The organism is Streptomyces anatolicus, from assembly GCF_019400875.1.
GTDB classification, from domain to species: domain Bacteria; phylum Actinomycetota; class Actinomycetes; order Streptomycetales; family Streptomycetaceae; genus Streptomyces; species Streptomyces anatolicus.
Genome location: NZ_WMBF01000661.1, coordinates 1 through 2890 on the forward strand (window position 1 = coordinate 1; position 2890 = coordinate 2890).

Here is a 2890-nt window from a genome sequence, read left to right on the forward strand (position 1 = left end):
CCCCGGATATTTCCCGCCCCGCCCCTCAATCGCTGTGACCTGAGTCACACCCTTTCTGGCGGGAAGCACACGATCGGTCGCGCCCAGCGAGCGCCCGCGTACCCCCCGGCACAGGGTGATCGGACAGGGTGCAGCCAGGTCAGGCGGCTGCCGCGGAGTGGAAGGGCCACGTATGCAGCAGCCGATCCGGCGGCGGATACGCCCCGCCCGCCGCGGTGTCGCCCTCGCCTCGGTCACGGTCCTCGCCCTCGCGGTCACCACCTCGGCGAGCACCGGACGCCTGATGGAGGACTCCCCCAGCGCGGCGGGCCCCGTGTCGATGGCCCGCGGCAGCGCACTCGGGCCGTGCATGATCAGCGGCACGATGGGCGTGCAGATGTCGGAAGGCATGCCCACCCCGCCCGGCTACTCCCGTTCCACCGGCACCGTCCGCGCCCTGAACCTCATGGTCGACTTCTCGGACGCGCCCGGTGAGGGCAGCGCGATGGACCGGCTCGCGGAGTTCTTCCCGCAGACCGCGAAGTGGTTCAGGACCAGCTCGTACGGGCGCCTGGACTACCGTCCCGAATCCCCCGTCCCGGACTGGCTGCGGATGCCCAAGTCCTTCGCGGAGTACGGGATAGAGCGCGGCGCCCCCTTCGATCCGGGCTACCGGGAGCTGGTCGAGGACATCGTGGACGCCGCCGACCCGGACGTGGACTTCCGCGCCTACGACCTCGTGAACGTCCTCGTCACCCCGAACGCGGGGCCCTCCGCGCTCGACACGGTCCTCTCGGTGACCTTCGCGGGCAACCACGAGGCGCCGGTCGCGGACGGTGTGCCCGTCGCCAACGCGTCCTTCGTCTACAGCCGCCAGGACGACGGTTCGGGCAGCTACCACGAGACGGGCTACCGCGTCCTGCCCCACGAGAACGGCCACGTCTTCGGCCTGCCCGACCTGTATACGCAGGACGGCGGCGGCGCGGTCGGCCACTGGGACATCATGAGCGAGGACTGGGGCGCCAACAACGACCTGCTCGCCTGGCACAAGTGGAAGCTGGGCTGGCTCGACGACGACCAGATCGGCTGCGCGGCGAAGCCCGGCGGCAGCGAGCACCTGCTCTCCCCGCTGGCGCGCTCCGGCGGCACGAAGCTCGCCTTCGTCCCGGTGAACGCGAAGACGGGGTACGCGATCGAGGCCCGTGCCCCCGGCGGCAACGACGAAGCGGTCTGCAAGCCGGGCGTGCTGGTCTACCGCGTGGACGCCGACGTCGACACGGGCCACGGCCCGGTCACGGTCTTCGACTCGGCCGGCGACAGCGGCGGCTGCACCCGCAGACCGAACGTCCACGCCGAACTCTCCGACGCGCCCTACGGCCCCGGCGAGACCTTCACCGACCGCGAGACGGGCATACGGGTGAGGGTGGCGGAAGTGACGGACGACGGCGACTACCGCGTGCACGTCACGCGGCCGTAGCGCCGTTCCCCGGCGCGGACCCCGACCCGGCCCCGGGGACCGTCTGCTGCACCTGCCGCAGGAACGCGGCGTTGCTCGGGGTCTTCTTGATGCGGTCGATCACCGTCTCCAGGGAGCTGTGGCCGTCCCTGCCGAGCAGGGCGCGTCGCAGTCCGCGTACGGCGGTCAACTCATCGCCCGTCAGGAGCAGTTCCTCCCTACGCGTGCCGGAGGGGGTGATGTCGACGGCCGGGAAGAGGCGCCGGTCGGCGATGAGGCGGTCGAGGCGCAGCTCCATGTTCCCGGTGCTCTTCAGCTCCTCGAAGTAGTAGTCGTCGGCGCGCGATCCGGTCTCCACGAGGACGGTGGCGAGCATCGTCAGGGAGCCGCCCTCCTCGGCGAGGCGCGCGGCGCCGAAGAGCCGCTTGGGGCCCTGGATCGCGGCCGCGTCGACGCCGCCGCTGAGGGTCTTGCCGCCACTGGCGGCCGCGTTGTTGTAGGCGCGGCACAGCCGGGTCAGCGAGTCGAAGAGCATGACGACGTCGCGCCCCTCCTCGACCAGGCGCTTGGCGCGCTCCACGGCGAGTTCGGCGAGCGCGATGTGCTGCTTGGCGGGCCTGTCGAAGGTCGAGGAGAGCACTTCGCCGCGGACCGAGCGGAGCATGTCGGTGACCTCCTCGGGCCGCTCGTCGAGGAGGACGACCATGAGGTGGCACTCGGGGTGGTTCTCGGCGATCGCCGCGGCGATCTGCTGGAGCAGCACGGTCTTGCCGGTCTTCGGCGGTGCGACGATCAGGCCGCGCTGTCCCTTGCCGACGGGTGCCACGAGGTCGACGAGCCGCCCCGTGACGGAGCCGCCCGAGGACTCCAGGCGGAGCCTTTCGCGGGGGTGCAGCGGGGTCAGCTCCCCGAAGCGGGGGCGTCCGTGCAGGCCTTCGGGGACGCGTCCGTTGACCCGGTGGACGCCGGTGAGCGTGCGGGCCCGCCCGGCGCACTCGCCGTCGACGAAGTCGCCGCCGCGGAGGCCGAGTTGGCGGATGAGCGGGGCGGGCACCTGCACGTCGGCGGAGGCGGGCAGGCACCCTTCGCTCCGGAGGAATCCGCGCCCGTCGCGGGCGATGTCGAGAACGCCCTTGCAGGTCAGGGGCGTTGACGTGGGGGTTTCGGTCAGGGTGGCAGTCATGAGGGTGGTCCTTTCGCGGACATGCGAATGAGGGGGCCCGGCGGGACGGCGATGATCACGCCCCGTACGACGAGCGAGGAGAACCGCTTCAGGCGAGCGGCGCGGAAGAAGGCCGGAACGGCCTGTCAGATCCCGAGAGGGAGAAAGTGAACCAGCACGGGCGCCCTGAGATGAGCTGGGCGTACACACGTACTGATGGCACGGTAGCACAGGGCGGCACCGGGCCACCGGTAAAAGCTCCTACTCCCGGCACACAGCGCAGGGTATCGGGT

2 protein-coding genes are annotated in these 2890 nt (G+C 71.3%); one reads left to right on the plus strand and one right to left on the minus strand.

Annotated features, from left to right (window positions below; genetic code table 11):
• The first annotated feature begins 172 nt into the window (after positions 1-172).
• Positions 173-1456 carry a M6 family metalloprotease domain-containing protein gene (locus tag GKQ77_RS31050; protein WP_219692451.1) on the plus strand — a complete coding sequence of 428 codons (1284 nt, stop codon included), beginning with the start codon at positions 173-175 and terminating at the stop codon, positions 1454-1456.
• Here GKQ77_RS31050 and rho read toward each other — a convergent pair.
• The gene (gene rho / locus GKQ77_RS31055) at positions 1443-2618 is read right to left on the minus strand and encodes a transcription termination factor Rho (protein WP_219692452.1); all 1176 of its coding nucleotides are present in this window, start codon (positions 2616-2618) and stop codon (positions 1443-1445) included. The genes GKQ77_RS31050 and rho overlap by 14 nt on opposite strands.
• Between the last annotated feature and the right edge of the window lie 272 nt (positions 2619-2890).